Here is an 18,435-nt window from a genome sequence, read left to right on the forward strand (position 1 = left end):
TTCCCCCCGCCCCGCACGTGAGCAACAGCCCGAGGATAGTGCGCGGCCACACCGCAGTGAGCTGGGGTTTGTCTACGGTTCCGTAACAGGCGGGCCCAGCTGTTCGAGCACCTTGGACAGCCGTTCCAGCACCCGTACGACGTCCGCGAGTTCGGCGTCGTCGCCGTACGCCAGGGCCAGCCGCTCGGCGAAGGCCGCGTGCCCGGGGTCGATGCGGGACACCGCCGCCCGCCCCTCCGCGGTGGGCGCCAGCAGCTTGGCGCGCCGGTGTGCGGGGTTGGGCCGGTACTCGGCGAGCCCTTTCTCCACCAGCAGATCGGCGATGCGCTGCACGCTCTGCCGGGTGATGCCCATCGCCCGCGCGATGCCGGCGACCGGCAGCGGCTCACCGAGCACCGCGCCGAGCACCTGCCACCAGGCGGCGGTGAGCCCGGCGGGCTTGGCCAACTCCTCCGCCACGGCGAGGAACTGTCCGTTGAGCCGGAAGACGCCGAGCGCACTGCGGCTGAACAGGTCCTGCCGCTCGCGGCTCACTGCTGCGCACCCGCCTTCTCCAGTACGGCGTACGCCTCGGCGTCGGAGTGGTGGAACAGCCGGTACCAGGCGTCGAGCACCTCGCCCTCGTACACCCCGAGCAGTCCGAAGATCTCGCGCGCGAAGGCGACGGGCTCGGTCGGGCCGGCGGTGATCAGGCCGCGGTCGGTGACGGCGTCCGCGTCGACGTACCGCCCGCCGCCGCCGTATCCGGTCGCGGCCAGGTAGAAGGAGACCGCGCTGGTGTGCTCACGGTCGTCGAGCAGCCCCTCGCGGGCGAGGCCGGCGGTGGCCCCGCAGATCGCGGCGACGGGCACGCCGGCGTCCAGGAACTCCCGCGCCTTGCGGGCGAAGGGGGCGAGGTCGTCCGAGCCCGCCGCGGTAGCGGCTGATGTCTCAGTCCAGAGGTCGGCGCCCGGGAGGATCAGCAGCGAGCTGTCCTCGGGGCGTACGTCGTCCAGCGCCAGGTCGGGCTGGACGCGGAGACCGCCGATGGACGTCACCGGCTCCCCGGCCGGACCGACCGTACGGATCTCGTACCCGGCGCGGGCGAGATACGCGGTCGCGTGGCCGGTCTCCCAGTCGGCGTAGGTGTCGTACACGGCGTGATGCACGGGCTTGCGATCACGGCTGCTCATGACTGCCTCCTCGTTCACTGACCACCTGATGACAACATCCTGTCATTTCGACAGGAAGCTGTCAATACTCTAGACCGGCCCCCCCCCTTCGACCTTCGACCTTCGACCTTCGACAACCTGTCGCGGAAACCCCCCGTCCACAGACAGGACGCCGATACCGCTTCCGCATCGCGGACATTTACGCTCACTCACATGACCCCTCAGCCAGACCCCGAGGTCGGCGCCGCCGTGAAGGCCGCGGACCGTGCGCATGTGTTCCACTCCTGGTCCGCGCAGGAGCTCATCGACCCGCTCGCCGTCGCCGGCGCGGAGGGGTCGTACTTCTGGGACTACGACGGCACGCGGTACCTCGACTTCACCAGCGGGCTCGTCTACACCAACATCGGCTACCAGCACCCGAAGGTCGTCGCCGCGATCCAGGAGCAGGCCGCGACGATGACGACGTTCGCGCCCGCGTTCGCGATCGAGGCACGGTCGGAGGCGGCGCGGCTGATCGCCGAGCGGACGCCCGGCGACCTGGACAAGATCTTCTTCACCAACGGCGGTGCCGACGCGGTGGAGCACGCGGTGCGCATGGCGCGGCTGCACACGGGGCGGCCGAAGGTGCTGTCGGCGTACCGCTCGTACCACGGCGGCACCCAGCAGGCGGTCAACCTCACCGGGGACCCGCGCCGCTGGGCCTCCGACGGTGCCGCGGCCGGTGTAGTGCACTTCTGGGCGCCCTTCCTGTACCGCTCCCGCTTCTACGCTCAGACCGAGGAGCAGGAGTGCGCGCGGGCTCTTGAGCACCTGGAGACGACGATCGCCTTCGAGGGGCCGGGGACGGTCGCCGCGATCCTCCTGGAGACCATTCCGGGGACGGCCGGGATCATGGTTCCGCCGCCGGGCTATCTCGCGGGCGTCCGCGAGATCTGCGACAAGTACGGGATCGTCTTCGTCCTCGACGAGGTCATGGCCGGGTTCGGGCGGACCGGCGAGTGGTTCGCGGCGGACCTGTTCGACATCGTGCCGGACCTGATGACCTTCGCGAAGGGCGTGAACTCCGGGTATGTGCCGCTCGGCGGTGTCGCGATCTCCGGGGCGATCGCGGAGACCTTCGCCAAGCGGCCGTACCCGGGCGGGCTGACGTACTCCGGGCATCCGCTGGCGTGTGCGGCGGCCGTCGCGACGATCAACGTGATGGCCGAGGAGGGGGTCGTCGAGAACGCGGCCCGGCTCGGGGCGGACGTCGTCGGGCCGGCGCTGCGGGAGCTCGCCGAGCGGCACCCTTCGGTGGGCGAGGTGCGGGGCGTCGGCATGTTCTGGGCGATCGAGCTGGTGAAGGACCGGGAGACGCGCGAGCCGCTGGTGCCGTACAACGCGGCCGGTGAGGCGAACGCGCCGATGGCCGCGTTCGGCTCCGCCGTGAAGGCCCAGGGCGTGTGGCCGTTCATCAACATGAACCGGACGCATGTGGTGCCGCCGTGCAACGTGAGCGAGGCGGAGCTGAAGGAGGGGCTGGCGGTGCTGGACGCTGCGCTGTCGGTGGCGGACGAGTTCACGCAGTAGTTCGTGCGGTAGGTCGCGCAGTGGTTCAAGCACCAGGTCGCGCGGTGGTTCAGACGGTGATCGCGCGGTCGTTCAGGCGGTGATCGCGCGGTCGTTCAGGCAGTGGCCGGTCATCACTGGGTGAAAAACGTCCCGCGACCTCGAACGCGTAAGGTGGCGTGCTCGTAGACATATACGTGCACGCCACCCGATCGCGACGAGGGAGACGCCCCGACCATGCCCGCCACTAGCGGCAACGGCGCAGTGACCCGCAGCACCCTGCGGCAGCAGATCGCCGACGCGCTTCGTGACGAGGTGCTGGCCGGGAGGCTCCAGCCGGGGCAGGAATTCACGGTGAAGGAGATCGCCGAGCAGTACGGCGTCTCCGCCACACCGGTGCGCGAGGCACTGGTCGACCTCTCCGCGCAGGGGCTCCTCGAGGCCGACCAGCACCGGGGCTTTCGCGTGCACGAGTACTCGTACGAGGACTTCCGCGGCATCATCGAGGCCCGCGGCCTGGTCATCGAGGGGATGTTCCAGGCCCTCGACCACGGCCACCGCGGCTACCGCGAGCTCGACGACCCCCGTACGGCCGCCGCCGTGGCGGGCGTACGCCGTCGCGGCGAGGAGGCACAGCGCGCCGCCGCCGCCGGTGACATCACCGTCCTGATCGGCTACGACCTGCGCTTCTGGCGCGAACTGAGCACCCTCTTCGGCAACCCCTATCTGGCCGACTTCCTGCACCGGCTGCGGGTGCAGTCCTGGGTGTGCACGGTCCAGCACCTGCGCCGGCTGACCGACCTGCGCGGCAGCCTGTGGTCCGGCCACACCGAACTGGTGGACGCCCTGGCCGAGCACAACACCAAGGCCGCCCGCTCGATCGTCGCCGCCTACAACACGTACTCCCTCGCGCTGATCGAACGCCTCGCCGCCGGGTGAGCGGGGCGGGCACGGGTATGGGACCTGCACGACGGCAGCGAAGTCCGCACCGCACCGACTACCCTGCCTTGACCACCGTGTGACAACCACTGTGACGACCGCAGCGCTGCGAGTGACCGAGGAGCTGACTTTTGGCCTGTGACCTGTGGCTGGTGCCGCTCGTGGACGTGTTGTGCCACACCCCGGACAATCCGTTCGCCGAGGAACTCGCGCAATACAACAAGGTGCTCGCCGAGGCCGGGCTCCCGCCGGTGCCGGTGTACCAGTACATGCCCGGCCTGTCCGGCGAGGTCGCCCCGGTGGCCGGCTTCGACTACGACGCGCTGCACTTCCTGCGCCGCGCCTATCTGCTCCAGGTGTGCGGGCTGCCGGTGACACCGGTGGACGAACTGGGCGGCGACTACGAACAGTTGCTGGAGATGTTCGAGGCGACGGCCCAGCAGTCCCACCTGGTGTGGCACTACGACCACGCGGGCGCCTACGTCCCGGTGGACTTCCCGCACCCGCTCTCCAACGACGAACTCCTCGCGGGCGGCGGCCCGCTGGGCTCCTCCCAGACACTGCTGCGGGAACTGGAGTTCGTCGCCCCGTCACTCGGCATCGACCCGGCCAACCCCCCGGCGCCCCCGGAGGCACCGCTCGCCCCGACGGAGCTGGAGGAGCCGGCCGTACCGCCGCCGTACGATCCCAGCCCCTTCGCCCGTGAACGTCACGTCTGGCTGGGCCTGCACGCGGCGGCGACACGGAGTCTGGCGCAGGGCTCGATGATCATCTTCAGCTGAGCCCCAGGGCTCCGCCGGTGGTCAGCGCCCCAGCTGGGAGAGGCCCTTCTGTACGTCCTCGAGGTTCATGATCGGGGTGTACGAGATCTTCGCACCCAGCTGGAGGAAGAACGGCTCGCTGATCACCGGCATCTGCGAGCTGTCCTGCATGTCGAAGACCAGGAAGGCGGTGCGCTGGCCGTTCTCGGCGGTGAAGTAGGCCGCTTCGGGCTTGATCTGTTCGACCGACTCCTGGATCAGTTTCCCCAGGGTGCCGTTCCGGATGGCCTCGTTCGCCTTCTCCGTGTCCATCGATGCCTTGAGCAGTACGCGCATCGCATTCACCTTCTTCTGGTCACCGTACGCATACAACGGTCAGGTTATGCCTGATAGGTCTGGTTGGTGCGTACATGTTCACCTACGGGCCCGTGTTCGGTCGGCTACCCTGAGTGGCGTATGGCAGATCTTGGAGGGGAGGGCGCATCATGACAGTGATGATTGAGCGACCGACGATAAGCAGCACGGAGCCCCACAGCTTCGAGGCGATGCTGGACGACCTCGACAGGCTGGACGTGTTGGACGGCTACAGGGCCGAGATCATCAGGGGGAGCATCGTCATGTCGCCGTGGTCGAAGGGGTACTACACCCGCGTCATGAACCTGGTGTGCAGGCAACTTCAGGGACACCTCCCCGACGGCCACTTCATCAGCCAGGCTCCCAACCTGTTCGTCTTTCCCGGGCTTGAGCGTGCCTACGGGCCGGACATCCATGCAGCGCACGAGCAGGCGCTTGAGACGTCGAGCAACCGCCTCGACGGAGAAGCCCTCTCCTTCGTCGCCGAGTTGACCTCGTCCGCCACCCGCGACGACGATCTGGCCGACAAGGTCGAGACGTACGGTAAGGCAGGCGTTCCCGTCTACCTGATCCTCGACATGCAGGAGGAGAAGGCCACGGTGCTCTCCGATCCGTCGGACCAGGGGTATCGAACCCGCTGCTCCAAGCAGTTCGGCGACAAGATCGACATCCCCGCGCCGTTCAACTGCACGCTCGACACCACCGGGTTCCAGGCCCCGCCCGAGAGCTGACCCTCACGTCGACGGCGCCGAGCGGCCCAGGCCTCACCGTTCCCGGTGAAGCCTGGGCCGCGTTTCTCGCTATGTCGGGGCGCGACGACTGAGTCAGAACGTGCCCGCGTTCAGGGCCTGCTGGAGGTGGCGGGTGGTGTCGGCGCCCCACTTGCCGTCGACGCCCGAGCCCACCTTCTTCTGGAGGGCCTTGACCGTGTTCGGGCCGATGACGCCGTCCGCGGTCACCTTCAGATAGCCCTGGAGGGCCTTCTTCGTCTGCGGACCGAAGGAACCGTCCACGGACAGCTTCGCCCCGTGCTTGTTCAGCGAACGCTGGAGCGCGGCGCAGGTCGCGGGGCCGAACTGGCCGTCGACGACGAGCTTCCCGGCACCCGGCGGGCGCGGCGTCGGCTTCTGCGGCTTGGTGCCGCCCTTGAGGGCGGACTTCATCATCTTGTCCGAGGCGGGCCCGTACTCACCGTCGGCCGTGAGGCCGTACTTCTTCTGGAAGGCCTTGACCGCCGACTCGGTGGCGGGGCCGAAGTCCCCGTCGGTGACCAGTTTGGAGCCCATGACCTTGTTCAGGTTGCCCTGGAGGGTCTTCACCGCCGCGCCCTTGGAGCCCCGGCGCAGGATGCCGTCGGTGGGCGGGAGCGGCGCGGCGTTGCCGTAGGCGGGACGGCCGTAGCCCACGATCTCGGAGGAGTAGCGGTCCCGGCGCAGGACCTTGTCGCTGGTGTTGCCCTCGATGGTGGTGATCTTGCCGCTGGAGTGCACGGCCTCGACCACGCCGACGTGGTCGATGGCGTCGATGGAGCGCGTGCCGTTCCAGTCGAAGAACACGACGTCGCCGGCGCGGATGCCGCCGACCCCGTAGTGCCAGCGGCCCTTGGACTTGAACTTCTTGGCGTGCGCGACCGTCCACGCGTGCTTGCCGTAGATCGCGTCGAGGTTGTCCGACTTGGCGGCGGCGTAGCTGACGGTCATGTTGCACCACGCGTCGTCGAAGCCGTACCAGTCGGTGATGAAGTTGTTGTTCGACCCGGGCGGGTTCTCACCGGTGCCGATCAGCTTGCGCATCTGCGCGAGCATTCCCTCCACGGACCCCATGTCACACCTCCCCGTTCTCGGGGAAGGCGGCGATGTCGCCCTTGACCACGACCTTCGGGTCCTGGCTCACCTTGCTCTGGTCCGGGTCGACGTCGAAGATCCCGGCACCGCCGCGCGGCTCCACGGCCCTCGGTGCGGCCGCCGCCGCGGTCGCTTTCACCTGTGCTTCGGGTTCGGTCATGCTGTTCCCCCATGAGTCTGCCGAAAGGTGTGAGGAGTACGGCAACTGCCGTGTCCCCTCAGGCAGTTAAGTCTGCTGGGACGGCGGACACCTGTCGTTGGCGTGGCGCGCACTGTTTGTGCGCAGGGAGCGCACCCGCGCGAAAGCCCGTCGGCGTGATGCCGTACGCGGCACGGAACGCCCGGCTGAAGTCGGCCGGCCGGTCGAATCCCCAGCGCGCCCCGATGGTGTGGACGGGCAGCCGGCGCAGCGCCGGGTCGGCCAGGTCGCGCCGGCACCGCTCCAGCCGCTGGGCCTTGATCCACGCGGCGACGGTCAGCTCCTGCCCCTGGAAGAGCCGGTGCAGATAGCGGGTGGAGATGTGGTGCGCGGCGGCGACCTGGTCCGGCGTCAGCCGCCGGTCGTCGAGGTGGTCCAGGATGTACCGGTGGATCCGGCGCAGCAGTACCGGGGGCGCCGGGCCCTCCTCGTCGCCGAGCCGGTGGTCGAGCAGGGCCCGCACCAACTCGGTCACCACCGTGCCGAGACGCAGCTCGCCGATCGGCCCGCACGGGGTCGTGTCCCGCACGAGGCCGGTGAGGAACTCCGCCGCCACCACCGCGAGTTGCTCACGGCCCGGTGAATCCAGCGCGGCCGACCGCCCCAGGCCGTCCCGGCCCGCGGCCGGCAGGTGCACCGTGACCATCGCGTTCCGCAGTCCGGTCAGGCACATCCGGAACGGCCGGTCCGTGTCGAACAACACCAGGCCGCCGGCCCCGACCCGCACGGTCCGCCCGGCCTGCTCCAGCACCACCTCGCCGACCGGCACAAGGGTGAGGGCAAGCTGACACCGGGCCACACCCGCCTCACACGCCCCGGACAACCCCCGTACCTCCGCGGCCGAACATTCCACCACGGACACCCGCACGGCCCCCAACTCCCGCACCCGCACGGCCGCGCGGAACTCCTGGTCGGTGCGGAAGCCCTGGCCGGGGCAGGACTCCTGGTCGGCGCGGAAGCCCTGGCCGGGGCAGGACTCCTGGTCGGCGCGGAAGCCCTGGCCGACGCAGGACCCCTGGTCGGCGCGGAAGCCCTGGCCGACGCAGGACCCCTGGTCGGCGCGGAAGCCCTGGCCGACGCAAGTCTCCTGGCCGACGCAAGTCTCCTGGCCGACGCAAGACTCCTGGCCGGCGCGGAACCCCTGGCCGGCGCATGACCCCTGGTCGGCGTGGACGCCGACCGGCCCGTACAGGCTGCTCAGGGCCTTCGCCCATGCCGTGACGCCCCGTATCGTCCCGCCTGCGCGGACGGCCGGGTGCGCTGACTCCGTCGGCCCGGCGGCGTCCGCCGGTCTTCCCCCGAATGACTGAGTACGCATGAGATCAGAGTGACGAACGCGCATAAACGTCCGATGGACGCGCACGGAAACGCCCGGCCGGAGGACCGGCCGGGCGCTCATGCTCGGGGTTCCGCAGGAACTCCCGGCTCTGCAGGAACTACCGGCTCTGCAGGAACTACCGGTCCTACAGGAACGAGTTGATCTCGATCGTCTCGTCCCGGCCCGGGCCCACGCCGATCGCGGAGATCGGGGCGCCGGACATCTCTTCCAGCGCCTTGACGTAGTCCTGGGCGTTCTTCGGCAGGTCGGAGAAGGACTTCGCCTTGGAGATGTCCTCGGACCAGCCCGGCAGCATCTCGTAGACCGGCTTCGCGTGGTGGAAGTCGGACTGGGAGTACGGGAGTTCCTCGACGCGCTTGCCGTCGATCTCGTACGCCACGCAGACCGGGATCTCCTCCCAGCCGGTCAGGACGTCCAGCTTGGTGAGGAAGAAGTCCGTCAGGCCGTTCACGCGGGTCGCGTACCGGGCGATCACCGCGTCGAACCAGCCGCAGCGGCGGTCACGGCCGGTCGTGACGCCCTTCTCGCCGCCGATGCGGCGCAGCGCCTCGCCGTCCTCGTCGAAGAGCTCCGTGGGGAACGGGCCCGCGCCGACGCGGGTCGTGTACGCCTTCAGGATGCCGATGACGCGGCTGATCTTCGTCGGGCCGACGCCGGAGCCGGTGCAGGCGCCGCCCGCGGTCGGGTTCGAGGAGGTGACGAAGGGGTACGTGCCGTGGTCGATGTCCAGGAGGGTGCCCTGGCCGCCCTCGAAGAGGACCACCTTGTCGTTCTCCAGGGCCTGGTTGAGGACCAGGACCGTGTCGGCGACGTACGGCGCGAGCCGGTCGGCGTAGGTCAGCAGCTCCTCGACCACCTGGTCGACGGCGATCGCGCGCCGGTTGTAGAGCTTGGTGAGGATCTGGTTCTTGACGTCGAGGGCCGCCTCCACCTTCTGGGTGAGGATCGACTCGTCGTACAGGTCCTGGACCCGGATGCCCACGCGGTTGATCTTGTCCGCGTAGGTCGGGCCGATGCCACGGCCGGTCGTGCCGATCTTCCGCTTGCCGAGGAAGCGTTCCGTCACCTTGTCGACGGTGACGTTGTACGGCGTGATGATGTGAGCGTTACCGCTGATCAGGAGCTTGGACGTGTCGACGCCGCGCTCGTTCAGTCCGTTCAGCTCGGAGAACAGGACCGACGGGTCGACGACGACTCCGTTACCGATGACCGGGGTGCACCCCGGCGAGAGGATTCCGGAAGGGAGGAGGTGGAGGGCGTACTTCTGATCGCCCACGACTACCGTGTGGCCGGCGTTGTTGCCGCCCTGGTAGCGCACCACATAGTCCACCGAGCCACCGAGCAGGTCGGTCGCCTTTCCCTTGCCTTCGTCACCCCACTGAGCACCGAGCAGCACAAGTGCGGGCACGCGCGTACACCCCTTCCGGGCGGGGCATGTCCAAGGTCAGGGGCGTACGCGACATTGACTGTGCGCCGCACAGCCTGTTTCGTACACCGGCGACCTTCGTTGGCCGCAACCCGTCGGACCGGATGCCCCGGAATAGACGAAGCCCCTGGCGCAATAGCGCAAGGGGCTCTTGCACAAAGATGCTACCCGAGGAAGCGAGGCATGACCGAGGTGGCGACTTCCGACCAGCTCCTTGTGGTCATCGACCCGGTCGCCCGCCGGACCGACGGTGAGGCCGTACGGATCGCAAAAGACGTGCTCAGCGCGGGTGCGACCACAAAAGTGTGCCTCCCCGAGGGGCCCGAGGAATTCGCCCGGGCGCTCCAGAGAAAAGGTTCCCGCAGGCCGGTCGTGATCGGCGACGACCGGGCCCTGGTGCGCACGGTGTCCCTGCTGCACCGGTGGCGGGAGCTGGCCGGATGTGGGCTGTCGGTGGTGCCGGTGGGGGGTGCCCAGTCCCTGGCCCGCTCCCTGGGCGTCCCCGCGGGCGCGGTCGCGGCGGCACGGGCCGTCCTGGACGGCGCCGAGCGGCGCATGGACCTGCTGGTCGACGAGAGCGACGGGGTGGTGCTGGGCGCGCTGCGGATTCCGCCCCTGACGGAGGTGGCGGAGGACGCGGCGCAGGCCGACCGGCACGGCGGCGCCGACCTCGACTCCGGGCGCCCTTGGATACGGACCTGCCAGTCCCTCGTACGGACCCTGGTGACGGCCCGCCCCACGCGCTCCCTCTCCCCGACCTCCGCCCCGGGCCACTCCCGCCTCCGCGTGGAGGTCGACGGGATCACCCTGGTGGACCTGGACCAGCCCCTGGAGGCCCTGTCGGTCACCCCGGGCGACTCGGGCCTGGCCGAGGTCGAGGCCCGGCCGCTGTCGGTGGGCGCGGAGGCGACACCGCTGCTGGCGACGGGCCGGCGGATCACCGTCTCGGGGCCGGACTTCCGGTACCGGGCGGACGCGGTGGTGTCGGGGCCGGTGCGGAGGCGGACGTGGACGGTGTGGGAGGGGGCGTGGGGGCTGACGCTGCCGGTGGAGTGAGGCTCGGTGCGGCGCGGTGCGGCGCGGTGCGGCGCGGATAACCAGCTGCTCCGGCGTGAGCCGCCCGGCTAGCCTGCTCGTCCGTGTTCAGCGCCGGGACGTGCGGCGTCGGGACGTGTTCAGCGTCGGGAGGGGCAGCCATCAGCCAGTACTACGAAGTGGATCATGAGCCCGTGTGGAACCCGGGGCACGGGACATCCAAGGTGTTCCTGGGGTACGTGCGGGTCTACGAGGAGTACGTGGGCGTTCCCTCGGGGTTCGGGCCGATGGTGAACGACGAGTGCCAGATCCACCCGGCCGCGTTCGAGGCGTTCGTGAACGCCCTGCTGGACCAGTACGACCGCACGGGGAGCGCCGTGCTCGGCTCGCTCGCCGAAGGGTTCATCGCCACGCTGCTGGCCCTCGCGGAGCGAGTCGGCACCGAGGTGCGCTGGCCGGACCCCTCCGCCGGGTACACCGGCTGCGCGAACGTGCGGTGGTCCGCGCCCGGTGAGCAGGGCTGGGCGATCAGGGTGCGCGACCTGGCAGCCGACCTGCTGGGGTCCGTGAACGCCTGAGGCAACGCCTGACGCGCTACTGGGGCAGCCCCGCCACACCTTCGGTGAGGTCTGTCTCGTCCTTCAGCGCCACCCCGCTGCGCCCCAGCTCCCTCGCCCCCTTCAGCAGCGCCGCCAGCTTCGCCGCAGCCGTCTCGTACGTCAGCCCCAGCGGGGGCCGGATGTTGGACAGGCAGTTGCGGTCGGCGTCGGTCGTCACGCCGGGCTTCGGGCCGTACGTGAGATACGCGCCCAGGGAGTCCGCCGCCGACATGCCGGGCCGCTCCCCTACCAGGACGACCACCATCGCCGCGCCCATCGCGTGGGCGACGTCGTCGCCGAGGGCCACCCGGGCCTGTTCGGCGAGGACGACCGGGGCCACGCTGGTACCCGCCGGCAGCCGGGCCGTAGTCGCCCGCACCATCGCCGCCGCGTGCTCGTGCACCGCCCGGCTGGACAGCCCGTCGGCGACCACGAAGACCAGGTCCCACTCCCCCGAGGGGAGATGCGCGCGGTCGGTGGCGTCCAGGCGGCGGCCCAGGTCGGGCCGCTGGAGGTAGGTGAGCCGGTCGGGGGCGGCGCTGCGGACCCGTACCGTCGGTGTCCCGGTCAGCGCGGCCGCGACCGTGTCCGGGTCGAACGGCGAGTGCACCGCGTCCCGGGCCGCCGCGTGGGCGGCCTGGAGCTCCAGCCGGTGCCGGGTCGGCAGGCCGGAGCCGGCCCGGCCGAGGCCGATGCGGGCCTGGGTGTGACGCCGTAGCGTCGACCAGAGGGCCGAGTCCTCGGTGTGTGCGACGAGCTCACTCATGCCGCCGGCTCCCGTGTCACTCATGCCGCCAGCTCCCGTCCGATGGCCGTCAGCGGATGTGCGGTGACCTCGCGGATCGCGCCGCGTTCGTCCAGCAGCCCGATCGACCCGAGCCACGCCTCGAACTCCGGCGCCGGGCGCAGCCCGAGCACCTCCCGGAGGTACAACGCGTCGTGGTACGAGGCGGACTGGTAGTTGAGCATGATGTCGTCGCCGCCCGGCGTGCAGATCACGAACGAGGCGCCCGCGACGCCGAGCATCGTCAGCATCGTCGCCACGTCGTCGTCATCGGCGTCCGCGTGGTTGGTGTAGCAGATGTCCAGGCCCATCGGCAGGCCGAGCAGCTTGCCGCAGAAGTGGTCCTCCAGGGCGGCGCGGAGGATCTGCCGGCCGTCGTAGAGGTATTCCGGGCCGATGAAGCCGACGACGGTGTTCACCAGCAGGGGGTCGTAGCGCCGGGCGACCGCGTACGCCCGTGCCTCGACCGTCTGCTGGTCCACCCCGTGGTGCGCGTCTGCCGACAGGGCGCTGCCCTGGCCGGTCTCGAAGTACATGACGTTCTTGCCGACGGTCCCCCGGTCCAGCCCGCGCGCCGCCTCGTACGCCTCGTCGAGGAGCCCCAGGGTGACCCCGAAGGACGCGTTCGCCGCCTGCGTACCCGCGATGGACTGGAAGACCAGGTCGACGGGCGCGCCGCGTTCCATCAGATCCACGCTGGTCGTCACATGGCACAGCACGCACGACTGCGTCGGGATCGCGTACCGGTTGATCACCCCGTCGAGCAGCTCCAGCAGGTCCCGCACCGCCTTCGCGCTGTCGGTCGCCGGGTTGATGCCGATCACCGCGTCGCCGGAGCCGAGCAGCAGACCGTCGAGCAGGGCCGCGGCCACGCCCGCCGGGTCGTCGGTGGGGTGGTTGGGCTGGAGACGGGTCGCCAGCCGGCCCGGCAGGCCGATCGTCGAGCGGAAGGCGGTCACCACCCGTACCTTGCGCGCCACGGCCACCAGGTCCGCGTTCCCCATCAGCTTGGACACGGCCGCGACCATCTCCGGGGTGAGCCCGGGCGATACGGCCGCCAGTGCCTCGGCGTCCGCCGCCTCGGACAGCAGCCACTCCCTCAACTCACCCACCGTCATCCCGGCCACCGGCGCGAAGGCCGCCGGGTCGTGCGTGTCGAGGATCAGCCGGGTCACGTCGTCGGTCTCGTACGGCACCACCGGCTCGGTGAGGAAGGCCGCGAGCGGCACCTCGGACAGCGCCCAGCGGGCCGCGACCCGCTCCCGGGCGGACGACGCGGCGAGTCCGGCCAGCCGGTCGCCGGAGCGCTCGGGGCTCGCGGCGGCGAGCAGGCGCGCGAGGGAGTCGAAGCGGTGGCGTTCGCCGCCGAGGGTGGACGTGTAGGTGCTCATGCGAAGGACGCTACGAGGCTCGGTCCGGCACGGTCCACGAGCTGCCACAGAGTTAACAGAGGCGTTCGCCACGCCCGTTTTCTAAAGGTCTAGTTGACATACATTTAACGCTCGCAGCTCCTTCCGTGACTCATTCGCACTTCAGGATTCCGGACCAGTACCCAAGCCGAACGACAGAAGAGGGGCCACCCGATGGCAGTACAAGAGGGCGTCGCCCCCGAGGCGAAGACGGGCGGGGAGGAGACCGTCCACCGGCTCAAGCCCAATGCCATCGGCCTGCTCGGCGTGGTCTTCATGGCCGTGGCGACCGCCGCTCCGATCACCGCGATGACCGGCAACGTGCCCTTCATGGTGTCGTCCGGCAACGGCATCGGCGCCCCGGCGAGCTACCTGGTCGCAATGGTCGTCCTGGCAATCTTTTCCGTCGGCTTCACCTCGATGGCGAAGCACATCACCTCCACCGGCGCCTTCTACGGCTTCATCTCGTACGGCCTCGGCCGCACGGCCGGTCTGGCCTCCGGGCTCCTCGCGACCTTCGCGTACGTCGTCTTCGAGCCGGCCCTCATCGGCATCTTCTCGGTCTTCGCGACCACCACCCTCGAGGACCAGACGGGCCTGCACATCCCGTGGTGGACGTTCGCGATCCTGATGCTCGCCGTCAACGCGATGGGCACCTGGTTCGGCGTCTCGGTCGCGGAGAAGGTGCTCGTCGTCCTGCTGGCCACCGAGGTGACGATCCTCGCGGCGATGGCGATCTCGGTCGCCCTCCACGGCGGCGGCCCGAACGGCTTCACCTTCGGCCCGATCAACCCGGTCAACGCCTTCCAGGGCACCTCCGCCGGCCTCGGCCTCTTCTTCGCCTTCTGGTCGTGGGTCGGCTTCGAGTCGACCGCGATGTACGGCGAGGAGTCCCGCGACCCGAAGAAGATCATCCCCAAGGCGACGATGATCTCGGTCCTCGGCGTCGGCGTCTTCTACGTCTTCGTCTCCTGGATGGCCATCACCGGCAACGGCGAGAAGGAGGCCGTGGCGGCCGCGTCCTCCGCGAACCCCCTCGCCCTGTTCTTCAACCCCACCGAGCAGTACGTCGGCCACTGGGCGGTCGTCGTCATGCAGTGGCTGATGATCACCGGCTCGCTGGCCTGCGGCATGGCCTTCCACAACTGCGCCGCCCGCTACATGTACGCGCTGGGCCGCGAGGGCGTCCTGCCGTCCCTGAAGAAGACCATCGGCCGCACCCACGCCCGGCACGGCTCCCCGCACATCGCGGGCCTCGTCCAGACCGTCGTCAGCGCCGTACTGATCGCCGCGTTCTGGATCGCGGGCAAGGACCCGTACGCCGGTCTGTACGTCCTGCTCGCCATCCTCGGCACCATGGCGATCCTCGTCGTCCAGGCCGTCTGCTCCTTCGCGGTGCTGGCCTACTTCCGCACGCACCACCCCGAGAGCAGGCACTGGTTCAAGACGTTCGTCGCCCCGCTGGTGGGCGGGGTGGCCATGCTCGCGGTGGTCGTGCTGCTGGTGTCCAACATGGGCGTGGCGGCCGGTACCGAGTCCGGTTCGCTGGTGCTGAAGGCGACGCCGTGGCTGGTGGCACTGGTCGCGGCGGTGGGGATCGGGTACGCGCAGTACCTCAAGCGGAGGGATCCGTCCCGGTACGCGCTGATCGGGCGGACGGTGCTGGAGGAGACGAAGGAGCGGTAGTCGTCCGGCAGTTGCGCCCCGGTGGAGAGGTCGGTCTCCACCGGGGCCCTTGGTTTGCCACCGGTGGTTTGCCACCGGCCGAGCGCGCTGTCCTTGGTGCCGGTCAGGAAGGCGTGCCAACCCTCCGGGCCGAGGAAGAGGGAGGGGCCGTGCTGGTTCTTGCTGTCGCGTGGTGTGCTGGTCAGCCCTGGCCGAAGGTCTTGTCGCGGTGGACGCGCCAGCGGTCCATCATCGCCGTCAGCTCGCCCTCCATGAACTCGAAGAAGGCAAGGGTCTCCGCGAGTCTGCGCCCCGCCGGGGTCTCGGCGCCGAGGCCCGTGACGCCCTCACGCAGGGCGTCCTCCCAGCGCTTGATGATGGCCTCGCGGTTGGTGATCGCCTCGTACCACTGGTCACTGTGCACCCGGTACCGCTCCCGCCGCGAACCCGGTTCCCGCTCCCTCGACACCAGCCGGACCTGTGCCAGGTAGCGCACCGCCCCGGACACGGCCGCGGGGCTGATCTGCAGTTGTTCGCCCAGCTCGGCAGAGGTCAGGGTGCCCGCGTCGGAGGCGAGCAGCGCGGCGAAGACCCGGGCCGGCATGCGCGGCACCCCGGCCTCGACGAGTTGCGCCGCAAAGCTCTCGACGAACCGCGAAACCGCCTCGGGACCGCGCTCCGCACCCCTCTTCTCCGCCATGCCTCGATCATCTCCCCTGGTCAACCACTCCCCGGAGTCTAACGGGATTTTATACGCTTCCTTAACTTCACAAATTTCTGAAAGAAGCGTACGTTCTGAAGCATGACGAAGGCCATTACCGTGTCCGGACTGCACAAGTCCTTCGGCCGCACGCACGCGCTCGACGGTCTCGACCTGGAGGTGGAGACGGGCGAGGTGCACGGCTTCCTCGGCCCGAACGGCTCCGGCAAGTCCACCACCATCCGCGTGCTGCTCGGCCTGCTGCGCGCCGACTCGGGCGCCGCGCAGGTCCTCGGCCGCGATCCCTGGGCGGACGCGGTCGAGGTGCACCGCCGGATCGCGTACGTCCCCGGCGACGTGACCCTGTGGCGGAACCTGTCGGGCGGCGAGGTCATCGACCTCTTCGGCCGCCTGCGCCGGGGCCTCGACACCGGCCGCCGCGCCGAGCTGATCGAACGGTTCGAGCTCGACCCGACGAAGAAGGGACGGACGTACTCGAAGGGCAACCGGCAGAAGGTCGCCCTGGTCGCCGCGTTCGCCTCGGACGTCGACCTGCTGATCCTGGACGAGCCGACCTCGGGCCTGGACCCGCTGATGGAGGCGGTCTTCCGGCGGTGCGTGGAGGAGGAGCGGGACCGGGGACGGACGGTCCTGCTGTCCTCCCACATCCTGAGCGAGGTCGAGGAGCTCTGCGACCGCGTCAGCATCATCCGCAAGGGGCGGACCGTCGAGACCGGCTCGCTCACCGACCTGCGCCACCTGACGCGAACCAACGTGACCGCCGAACTCGCGGGAGCGCCCAATGGGTTGGCCCACCTCCCCGGCGTCCACGACCTCGACGTGCAGGGACATCGGGTGCGACTCCAGGTCGACACCAGCGAACTCGACGCCGTACTGCGGCAGTTGAGCGAAACCGGCGTGCGGTCGCTGACGTCGACGCCGCCCACGCTGGAGGAGCTGTTCCTGCGGCACTACCAGGACGAGGTGGCCGCCCGATGACCGCCGTTTCGGCGCTACGGCACACCGGTCCCCGCCAACTCGCGGGCACGGGCGCCCTGGTGCGCTTCGCGCTGCGTCGCGACCGCGCGATGATCCCGGTCTGGATCGGGGTGAACGCGCTGATGGTCCTCTCCATGCCGAACACCCTGAAGGGCCTGTACGGCACCTCCGCCGAACGCGCCGACCTGGTACGGCAGATGGAGACCAACCCCTCCCTGCGCGCGATGGTCGGCCCGGTCTTCGACGACTCGCTCGGCGCGCTGACCGCCTGGCGGGTCGGCGTGTACGCGGGCGCGCTGGCCGCCGTGATGAGCCTGATCATCGTCGTCCGGCACACCCGGGACGAGGAGGAGAGCGGGCGGCAGGAACTGGTGGCGTCGGGGATGGTGGGCCGTAGGGCGTCGCTGACGGCCGCACTGCTGACGGCGGCGGTCGCGAACGCCGTACTGGCCCTGCTCCTCACCGCCGGCCTGGCCGGACAGGGCGGGGCGGGCGCGCTCGCCCTCGGGCTCGGGATCGCCGGCGTCGGCATGGTCTTCGCCACGATGGCGGCGATCGTCGCCCAGCTCACGGAGAGCGCGCGCCTGGCCCGCGGCCTGACGGCGGGGGTGCTCGGCGCGGCCTTCGTGCTGCGCGCGGCGGGCGACTCGGCGACGGACGACGGCTCGTCGGTCCTGACCTGGCTGTCGCCGATCGGCTGGCTGGAGAACGTACGGCCCTTCGCGGCCGAACGCTGGTGGGTGCTGCTCCTGTTCGCCGCGGCGGTGGCGATGCAGGCGGCCGTCGCCTACGAACTGGCCGGCCGCCGGGACGTCGGCATGAGCTTCCTGCCGACCCGCCCGGGACCGGCGTCCGGCCGCCTCGGCTCGGCGGCGGCACTGGCCTGGCGGCTGCAACGCGGCAGCCTGCTCGGCTGGAGCATCGGCTTCTTCCTCGCCGGGGTCGTCTACGGCGGCATGACCGACGGCGCGGCCGACCTCGTCGGCGACAACGACAACGCCCGCCAGATCATCGAACGGATGGGCGGCCAGTCGGGGATCACGGACGCCTTCCTCTCGGCGATGATCGGCATGCTCGGCCTGATCGCCGCGCTGTACGTCGTCGCCTCGGTGCTGCGCCTGCACGGCGAGGAGACCTCGGGGCGCGCCGAACCCGTGCTGGCGAACGCGGTGGGACGGCTGCGGTGGGCGAGCGGACACCTGCTGATCGCCTTCGGCGGTTCCGTACTGATCATGCTGCTCGCCGGGCTGGGCTTCGCCGTGGGCCACGGCAAGGAGGCCGGGCCGATCCTGGGGGCGTGCCTGGTGCAGGTGGCCGCGGTCTGGGTGATCGGCGGGCTGGCGGTGCTGCTGCACGGGCTGGCTCCCCGGGCGGCGGTGGCGGCCTGGGGCGTGGCCGGGGCGGTGCTGCTGATCGGCTGGGTGGGGCCCGCGCTGGACGTTCCGCAGGCGGTGCTGGACGTGTCCCCGTTCGGCCATCTGCCGAAGCTGCCGGGCGGGGGGATGGAGTGGGGCCCGGTGCTGGTCCTTGTGCTGCTGGCGGTCGCGCTGGTCGGGGTGGGGATGGTGGGGGTGCGGCGGCGGGACATGAGCACGTGAGGTGTTTCTCGCCCCCGCCGCCCCTACCCGTCCCATCCTTCTGGGGCTCCGCCCCAGACCCCGCTCCTCAAACGCCGGAGGGGCT

19 protein-coding genes and 1 pseudogene are annotated in these 18,435 nt (G+C 70.3%); 9 read left to right on the forward strand and 11 right to left on the reverse strand.

Annotation, left to right across the window (positions count from 1 at the left end; genetic code table 11):
* Positions 1-72: 72 nt before the first annotated feature.
* Both AC5P09_RS35110 and AC5P09_RS35115 read right to left on the reverse strand, forming a co-directional pair.
* A complete protein-coding gene (locus AC5P09_RS35110; protein ID WP_493877757.1) occupies positions 73-534 on the reverse strand; it encodes a MarR family winged helix-turn-helix transcriptional regulator in 462 nt (153 codons plus the stop codon).
* Positions 531-1,172, reverse strand: coding sequence for a type 1 glutamine amidotransferase family protein (locus AC5P09_RS35115; RefSeq protein ID WP_493877758.1), 642 nt, complete (start codon positions 1,170-1,172; stop codon positions 531-533). The genes AC5P09_RS35110 and AC5P09_RS35115 overlap by 4 nt, the downstream gene beginning before the upstream one ends.
* Before the next feature lie 192 nt (positions 1,173-1,364).
* On the opposite strand from AC5P09_RS35115, the gene AC5P09_RS35120 reads away from it, so the two are divergent.
* From AC5P09_RS35120 to AC5P09_RS35130, 3 genes are all read left to right on the forward strand, one after another.
* Positions 1,365-2,720 (forward strand): aspartate aminotransferase family protein, encoded by a 1,356-nt coding sequence (locus tag AC5P09_RS35120; RefSeq protein WP_493877759.1) that lies wholly within the window; start codon positions 1,365-1,367, stop codon positions 2,718-2,720.
* Positions 2,721-2,936: 216 nt separating this feature from the next.
* The gene (locus AC5P09_RS35125) at positions 2,937-3,638 is read left to right on the forward strand and encodes a GntR family transcriptional regulator (RefSeq protein ID WP_493877760.1); all 702 of its coding nucleotides are present in this window, start codon (positions 2,937-2,939) and stop codon (positions 3,636-3,638) included.
* Positions 3,639-3,769: 131 nt separating this feature from the next.
* Positions 3,770-4,420: a putative DNA-mimic protein gene (locus AC5P09_RS35130; protein ID WP_266436186.1), complete on the forward strand. Its 651-nt coding sequence runs from the start codon at positions 3,770-3,772 to the stop codon at positions 4,418-4,420.
* Between the two features lie 21 nt (positions 4,421-4,441).
* Here AC5P09_RS35130 and AC5P09_RS35135 read toward each other — a convergent pair whose 3' ends face one another.
* A complete protein-coding gene (locus AC5P09_RS35135; protein ID WP_266436187.1) occupies positions 4,442-4,735 on the reverse strand; it encodes a hypothetical protein in 294 nt (97 codons plus the stop codon).
* A gap of 149 nt (positions 4,736-4,884) precedes the next feature.
* On the opposite strand from AC5P09_RS35135, the gene AC5P09_RS35140 reads away from it, so the two are divergent.
* Positions 4,885-5,484, forward strand: a complete 600-nt coding sequence (locus AC5P09_RS35140; protein WP_493877761.1) for a Uma2 family endonuclease — start codon at positions 4,885-4,887, stop codon at positions 5,482-5,484.
* 93 nt (positions 5,485-5,577) lie between these two features.
* Here the strand turns inward: AC5P09_RS35140 and AC5P09_RS35145 are convergent, their stop codons facing one another.
* The 4 genes from AC5P09_RS35145 to AC5P09_RS35160 form a co-directional block, all read right to left on the reverse strand.
* A complete protein-coding gene (locus AC5P09_RS35145) occupies positions 5,578-6,576 on the reverse strand; it encodes a peptidoglycan-binding protein (protein ID WP_493877762.1) in 999 nt (332 codons plus the stop codon).
* A gap of 1 nt (position 6,577) precedes the next feature.
* The gene (locus tag AC5P09_RS35150) at positions 6,578-6,757 is read right to left on the reverse strand and encodes a hypothetical protein (protein ID WP_493877763.1); all 180 of its coding nucleotides are present in this window, start codon (positions 6,755-6,757) and stop codon (positions 6,578-6,580) included.
* A 58-nt stretch (positions 6,758-6,815) separates the two neighbouring features.
* The gene (locus AC5P09_RS35155; protein WP_493877764.1) at positions 6,816-8,114 is read right to left on the reverse strand and encodes a helix-turn-helix domain-containing protein; all 1,299 of its coding nucleotides are present in this window, start codon (positions 8,112-8,114) and stop codon (positions 6,816-6,818) included.
* Between the two features lie 145 nt (positions 8,115-8,259).
* Positions 8,260-9,543, reverse strand: coding sequence for an adenylosuccinate synthase (locus tag AC5P09_RS35160; protein ID WP_493877765.1), 1,284 nt, complete (start codon positions 9,541-9,543; stop codon positions 8,260-8,262).
* 201 nt (positions 9,544-9,744) lie between these two features.
* Here AC5P09_RS35160 and AC5P09_RS35165 point away from each other — a divergent pair, with 201 nt between their 5' ends.
* Both AC5P09_RS35165 and AC5P09_RS35170 read left to right on the forward strand, forming a co-directional pair.
* On the forward strand, positions 9,745-10,617 hold the full coding sequence (locus AC5P09_RS35165; RefSeq protein ID WP_493877766.1) for a diacylglycerol kinase family protein: 873 nt from the start codon (positions 9,745-9,747) through the stop codon (positions 10,615-10,617).
* An 83-nt stretch (positions 10,618-10,700) separates the two neighbouring features.
* Positions 10,701-11,174, forward strand: coding sequence for a DUF6086 family protein (locus AC5P09_RS35170; protein WP_493877767.1), 474 nt, complete (start codon positions 10,701-10,703; stop codon positions 11,172-11,174).
* Between the two features lie 16 nt (positions 11,175-11,190).
* Here AC5P09_RS35170 and eutC read toward each other — a convergent pair whose 3' ends face one another.
* Both eutC and AC5P09_RS35180 read right to left on the reverse strand, forming a co-directional pair.
* A complete protein-coding gene (gene eutC / locus AC5P09_RS35175; protein WP_493877768.1) occupies positions 11,191-11,985 on the reverse strand; it encodes an ethanolamine ammonia-lyase subunit EutC in 795 nt (264 codons plus the stop codon).
* Entirely contained in the window at positions 11,982-13,370 is a 1,389-nt protein-coding gene (locus AC5P09_RS35180) for an ethanolamine ammonia-lyase subunit EutB (protein WP_493877769.1), read from the reverse strand. The genes eutC and AC5P09_RS35180 overlap by 4 nt, the downstream gene beginning before the upstream one ends.
* 192 nt (positions 13,371-13,562) lie before the next feature.
* Between AC5P09_RS35180 and AC5P09_RS35185 the strand changes: the two genes are divergently transcribed.
* Complete coding sequence (locus AC5P09_RS35185) at positions 13,563-15,074, forward strand: APC family permease (RefSeq protein ID WP_493877770.1); 1,512 nt, start codon at positions 13,563-13,565, stop codon at positions 15,072-15,074.
* A 104-nt stretch (positions 15,075-15,178) separates the two neighbouring features.
* Here AC5P09_RS35185 and AC5P09_RS35190 read toward each other — a convergent pair.
* Positions 15,179-15,295 (reverse strand): annotated as a pseudogene (locus tag AC5P09_RS35190) (DUF397 domain-containing protein); the annotation flags it as partial.
* Entirely contained in the window at positions 15,256-15,753 is a 498-nt protein-coding gene (locus AC5P09_RS35195; RefSeq protein WP_493877771.1) for a GbsR/MarR family transcriptional regulator, read from the reverse strand. The gene AC5P09_RS35195 and the pseudogene AC5P09_RS35190, both read right to left, overlap by 40 nt.
* A 102-nt stretch (positions 15,754-15,855) precedes the next feature.
* Here AC5P09_RS35195 and AC5P09_RS35200 point away from each other — a divergent pair, with 102 nt between their 5' ends.
* Together AC5P09_RS35200 and AC5P09_RS35205 are read left to right on the forward strand one after the other, a co-directional pair.
* Positions 15,856-16,752: an ABC transporter ATP-binding protein gene (locus tag AC5P09_RS35200; protein ID WP_493877772.1), complete on the forward strand. Its 897-nt coding sequence runs from the start codon at positions 15,856-15,858 to the stop codon at positions 16,750-16,752.
* Entirely contained in the window at positions 16,749-18,350 is a 1,602-nt protein-coding gene (locus tag AC5P09_RS35205) for an ABC transporter permease (protein WP_493877773.1), read from the forward strand. The genes AC5P09_RS35200 and AC5P09_RS35205 overlap by 4 nt, the downstream gene beginning before the upstream one ends.
* Positions 18,351-18,435 lie beyond the last annotated feature (85 nt).

The sequence above is a fragment of the Streptomyces sp. a15 genome, assembly GCF_059026085.1.

Bases quoted from the DNA above. Each gene is read 5' to 3' on its own strand.
- AC5P09_RS35150 (WP_493877763.1), bottom strand. From the start codon at position 6,757: ATGACCGAACCCGAAGCACAGGTGAAAGCGACCGCGGCGGCGGCCGCA.
- AC5P09_RS35115 (WP_493877758.1), bottom strand. From the start codon at position 1,172: ATGAGCAGCCGTGATCGCAAGCCCGTGCATCACGCCGTGTACGACACC.
- AC5P09_RS35145 (WP_493877762.1), bottom strand. From the start codon at position 6,576: ATGGGGTCCGTGGAGGGAATGCTCGCGCAGATGCGCAAGCTGATCGGC.
- AC5P09_RS35180 (WP_493877769.1), bottom strand. From the start codon at position 13,370: ATGAGCACCTACACGTCCACCCTCGGCGGCGAACGCCACCGCTTCGAC.
- eutC (WP_493877768.1), bottom strand. From the start codon at position 11,985: ATGAGTGACACGGGAGCCGGCGGCATGAGTGAGCTCGTCGCACACACC.
- AC5P09_RS35120 (WP_493877759.1), top strand. From the start codon at position 1,365: ATGACCCCTCAGCCAGACCCCGAGGTCGGCGCCGCCGTGAAGGCCGCG.
- AC5P09_RS35135 (WP_266436187.1), bottom strand. From the start codon at position 4,735: ATGCGCGTACTGCTCAAGGCATCGATGGACACGGAGAAGGCGAACGAG.
- AC5P09_RS35185 (WP_493877770.1), top strand. From the start codon at position 13,563: ATGGCAGTACAAGAGGGCGTCGCCCCCGAGGCGAAGACGGGCGGGGAG.
- AC5P09_RS35195 (WP_493877771.1), bottom strand. From the start codon at position 15,753: ATGGCGGAGAAGAGGGGTGCGGAGCGCGGTCCCGAGGCGGTTTCGCGG.
- AC5P09_RS35165 (WP_493877766.1), top strand. From the start codon at position 9,745: ATGACCGAGGTGGCGACTTCCGACCAGCTCCTTGTGGTCATCGACCCG.
- AC5P09_RS35205 (WP_493877773.1), top strand. From the start codon at position 16,749: ATGACCGCCGTTTCGGCGCTACGGCACACCGGTCCCCGCCAACTCGCG.
- AC5P09_RS35140 (WP_493877761.1), top strand. From the start codon at position 4,885: ATGACAGTGATGATTGAGCGACCGACGATAAGCAGCACGGAGCCCCAC.
- AC5P09_RS35200 (WP_493877772.1), top strand. From the start codon at position 15,856: ATGACGAAGGCCATTACCGTGTCCGGACTGCACAAGTCCTTCGGCCGC.
- AC5P09_RS35125 (WP_493877760.1), top strand. From the start codon at position 2,937: ATGCCCGCCACTAGCGGCAACGGCGCAGTGACCCGCAGCACCCTGCGG.
- AC5P09_RS35155 (WP_493877764.1), bottom strand. From the start codon at position 8,114: ATGCGTACTCAGTCATTCGGGGGAAGACCGGCGGACGCCGCCGGGCCG.